The 3,623-nt window shown below is 76.1% G+C and carries 4 protein-coding genes and 1 pseudogene; 2 read left to right on the plus strand and 3 right to left on the minus strand.

Annotation, left to right across the window (positions count from 1 at the left end; genetic code table 11):
- From GTW08_RS16845 to GTW08_RS16855, 3 genes and pseudogenes are all read right to left on the minus strand, one after another.
- A pseudogene (locus GTW08_RS16845) lies at window positions 1–365 on the minus strand (DNA-binding protein WhiA); the annotation flags it as partial.
- A gap of 106 nt (window positions 366–471) precedes the next feature.
- Window positions 472–666 carry a hypothetical protein gene (locus GTW08_RS16850; protein ID WP_139282816.1) on the minus strand — a complete coding sequence of 65 codons (195 nt, stop codon included), beginning with the start codon at window positions 664–666 and terminating at the stop codon, window positions 472–474.
- A gap of 140 nt (window positions 667–806) precedes the next feature.
- The gene (locus GTW08_RS16855; RefSeq protein WP_161152206.1) at window positions 807–1,520 is read right to left on the minus strand and encodes a TetR/AcrR family transcriptional regulator; all 714 of its coding nucleotides are present in this window, start codon (window positions 1,518–1,520) and stop codon (window positions 807–809) included.
- Between the two features lie 187 nt (window positions 1,521–1,707).
- Between GTW08_RS16855 and GTW08_RS16860 the strand changes: the two genes are divergently transcribed.
- A complete protein-coding gene (locus GTW08_RS16860; protein ID WP_073575932.1) occupies window positions 1,708–2,646 on the plus strand; it encodes an NADPH:quinone oxidoreductase family protein in 939 nt (312 codons plus the stop codon).
- Between the two features lie 104 nt (window positions 2,647–2,750).
- Window positions 2,751–3,605: an excalibur calcium-binding domain-containing protein gene (locus GTW08_RS16865; protein WP_083658646.1), complete on the plus strand. Its 855-nt coding sequence runs from the start codon at window positions 2,751–2,753 to the stop codon at window positions 3,603–3,605.
- Window positions 3,606–3,623 lie beyond the last annotated feature (18 nt).

Genomic DNA, 3,623 nt, shown 5'->3' on the forward strand with positions numbered 1-3,623 from the left:
ACGACGGCGGGTGGCAGGCCGAGCACCGGCCGTCCGGTCCGGTCGACCAGACCCGTCGCCCGGGCCAGGTCGGTCCCCGGCGCCGTGACCCGCACCTGGTAGCGCAGGATCGCCCCGCCGCCGGTCACGACCTCGGCCCGCAGCCCGCCGCGACCGTGCAGCGCCCCGAGCTCGGAGCGCATCCGCAGCGCGGGGGCCGGGGCGTCGAACTCGGCGTGGATCGTCGTCCTGCCGTCGCGGACGCCGACCTCCCCCGCCAGACGCAGCTGGGTGACGAGCCCGGCATGCCGGACACCGGGGCGTTCCTCGCGGACCACGCCGAGTTCACGGTGCAGCTCTGCGGTCACGCGCTCCAGGTCGAACACGATCGTCTCCTGCGGATGGGAGGCGGCAGGGCGGGGACACATCCCCCGAGGTGAACCCCGCCCTGCCCGGAAGGGCGGAGCGCCGGGGCGCCCCACCGTGGTGGGATCAGTCCTCGGACGGGTCGGCGTGCATCGGGCAGCGCGGGTCGATACAGGGCCTGCTCTCGGCCCCGGCCCGGAACGCCGCGTTCGCCAGTACCGAGCACAGGCAGCCCTGGGCCTTCGCCCGCGGACCGCCCGGCGCCAGATCGTCGACCGGCACAGGACCGGGCCGGCCCCCGCCGTTAGCCCCCTCGGACATGGCTCCCCCTCCGCACGACTGCGCGCCCGGAGTTCCCCGGCGACGGGGCCCGTGCGCAGATACATCCGGCGGTCGCCACGAGGGTCCGGGACCTGCCGGGGCGACCGGCTCGCGACGGTACCCTATACGCTGAGTAACGCCTATTTCGGCATGACTCTCACAGGGAGTAGTGATTCGCGACTCAGAGTCAACCCCCGCTGTCGCCCCACCCCCTCGATCTGGGTCCAGATCAGGTCCGTCAGGTGGGTGGTGACGATGTCGCGCCCGGGGGCGTTCCCGGTCGCCCGGCCCCGCAGCCACCACTCCGCGGTCCCCTGGACCGCGCCGACCAGCGACTGCGACCACACCCGGACCAGCTCGGGATCGTCGAGGCCGAGCACCTCGGCGTAGGACCCGAGCAGCCCGGTCAGCGCGGAGGCGATGAACTCCCGGCCGGCGTCGACCACCTCCCCCCGCTGCCCGGGCAGGCGGCGGCGGAACAGCAGGTCGACGCCCGGTGAGTCGTCGAGGAAGCCCATGACCGCGTCGACCGAGTCGTAGATCCGCTTCCAGGCCGCGCACTCCCGGTAGAGGGCGGGCATGAGCCGTTCCATCAGACGGTCGGTCGCGCGCTCCGCCATCGCGTCGAGCAGCGCGGCCCGGTCGCCGAAGTGCCGGTAGATCACCGGCTTGGTCACGCCCGCCTCGTGCGCCACCTGGTCCAGGCCGAAGTCCTGCCCATCGCGGCCCAGCACGACCAGTGCGGCGTCGACCACCTGTTCCCGACGGCGCGCGCGGTGCGCGTCCCAGCGCGTACTGCGGCCGTCGGACCGGAGGTCGTCCGCGGCCCCGGGTTCCGTGCGGTCGGACGACACGCCCACCATGCTCCTCCCTCGGCGGACCCGGCGGGAGGAAGGCCGGGCCCCGGGCGACAGTGGATCACGAAGGCTTCCGGGGCCGCGCCCGCCGCCCCGCCATGACCGCGGCCACACCGACGATCACCGCCGGGCACCCCCGTGCGAGGCTCGCCCACGGACGTAGTGGGCGACGCGAGGAGGCGTGGTGCGACGGGTGCTCTGCCGGGAGTTCGCCGATCCGGAGCGGTTCGAGCTGGTGGAGGAGCCGGACCCGGAGCCGGGACCGGGCGAGGTGCTCGTCGCCGTCGAGGCCGCCGCGGTCAGCTTCGTCGACGGGCTGATCGCCCGCGGCGGCTACCAGCTACGACCGCCGCTGCCGTTCACACCCGGCACCGCGGTCGCCGGGACGACCCCGGACGGCAGGCGGGTCGCCGCCCTGCTCACGAGCTTCGGCGGGTTCGCCAGCCACGTCGTCGTCCCGGAGGAGCGCCTGGTCCCGGTGCCCGACGGGGTCGACGCGGGCGTCGCGGCCAGCTCGATGGAGAGCCACGGGACGATCGCCTTCGCCTTCCGGGACCGGGTCACCGTCCGCCCGGGCGAGTGGGTCGTCGTGCTCGGGGCGAGCGGGGGGATCGGGCAGGCCGCGGTCGACCACGCCCGCGCCGCCGGGGCGCGGGTGCTCGCCCTCGCGTCCACACCGGACAAGCGCGCGGCCGCGCTCGCCGCCGGGGCCGAGGCCGCCGTCGGCTACGACGCCCTCAAGGACACGATCCGCGAGCACACCGGCGGTGGCGCGGACGTCGTGATCGACCCGGTCGGCGGCGACGCCGCGGAGGCCGCGCTGCGGGCGCTGGGCGCCGGCGGCCGGTTCTGTGTGCTGGGCTTCACCTCCGGCGCGATCCCGAAGCTGCCCGCGAACGTCGTGCTGCTGCGGAACCGGACCGTCGTCGGCGTCGACTGGGGCGACTGGTCGCGCACCGACCCCGCCGCGTCGCGGGACCTGGCCGAGGACGTGCTGCGCCGGATCGGTGCCGGGGAGCTGCACCCGGCCCGCCCGCGGGCCCTGCCGCTGGCCGACGCGGCGACCGCGACCCGCGCGTACGCCGAGCGCTCCGCGGTCGGGAAGCTCGTGCTCACTCCCTAGTCATCAACCCTGATGACGGGCGGTAATGGCCGCGTCACGCCCCTCGATAGGCCGTTCGTCGGAGCGGGAGCAGCTCCGGTCGGGCCACCACGAGGGGACCAGTCATGACCGCCACCCAGCCCTGGACGACCGTCGCCGAGCCGGTCCCGGCGACCCGCGGGAACACCCCCGCCACTGCCGGCTTCTGGCTCTCGGTGCTGGGGATGGTGGTCGGGTTCGTGCCGGTGCTCGGCCTGCTGGTCACGGTGCCCGCCGCGCTGCTGTCGCACGCCGGCCGCGCCCGTTTCCGGGCCGGCGGGGCGTCGACGCCGGGCCGCTCGACGGTCGGCATCGTGCTCGGCTGGACGGCCACCGCGCTCTGTGTGCTCATGACCGTCCTCGGGATCGTGGGCGCGGCCACCGCTCCGGTGCGTCCGCTCGCGGCGGCCCCGGCCGCTCCCGCCGCCCCGGCGGCACCGGTGCTGCTGACGGTGCCCAACGTCGTCGGGATGACCGACGTGCAGGCGCGGGACACGCTCCGTGCCGCCGGATTCACCCAGGTCGTCCTCGGCCCGTCGACCGGCTCGGTCGCCGGGGTCGCCGCCGGGACCGTCACCACCCAGCTGCCCGGCCCCGCGGCGCTCGCCTCCGCCGGTGACCCGATCACGATCGGCGAGGCCGCCGCCCCGCCGGTCCCGCCCGCTCCGGTCGTGGTGCCGCAGAGCGCCCCGGTCACCGAGTCCGCCCCGCAGGCCGCGCCGCTGGTCGCCGACACCGACGTCGACCGGCCCTACGTCCCGGCCGCGCCGCAGCCCCTGGTCTCCTCCGGCTCGTCGTCCTCCGGCTCGTCCGGCGGCGGCTCGGCCTACTACACGAACTGCGCCGCGGCCCGCGCCGCCGGAGCTGCCCCGCTGAGCAGCGGCGACCCGGGCTACCGCTCGGGCCTCGACCGCGACGGCGACGGCGTCGCGTGCGAGTGAGCCGACCCACGTGACCCG

It is taken from the genome of Pseudonocardia sp. SID8383, from assembly GCF_009864975.1.
Classification (GTDB): domain Bacteria; phylum Actinomycetota; class Actinomycetes; order Mycobacteriales; family Pseudonocardiaceae; genus Pseudonocardia; species Pseudonocardia alni.

Excerpts from the sequence above, each read along its gene's own strand:
- GTW08_RS16850 (WP_139282816.1), bottom strand. The coding sequence starts at position 666 with ATGTCCGAGGGGGCTAACGGCGGGGGCCGGCCCGGTCCTGTGCCGGTC.
- GTW08_RS16865 (WP_083658646.1), top strand. The coding sequence starts at position 2,751 with ATGACCGCCACCCAGCCCTGGACGACCGTCGCCGAGCCGGTCCCGGCG.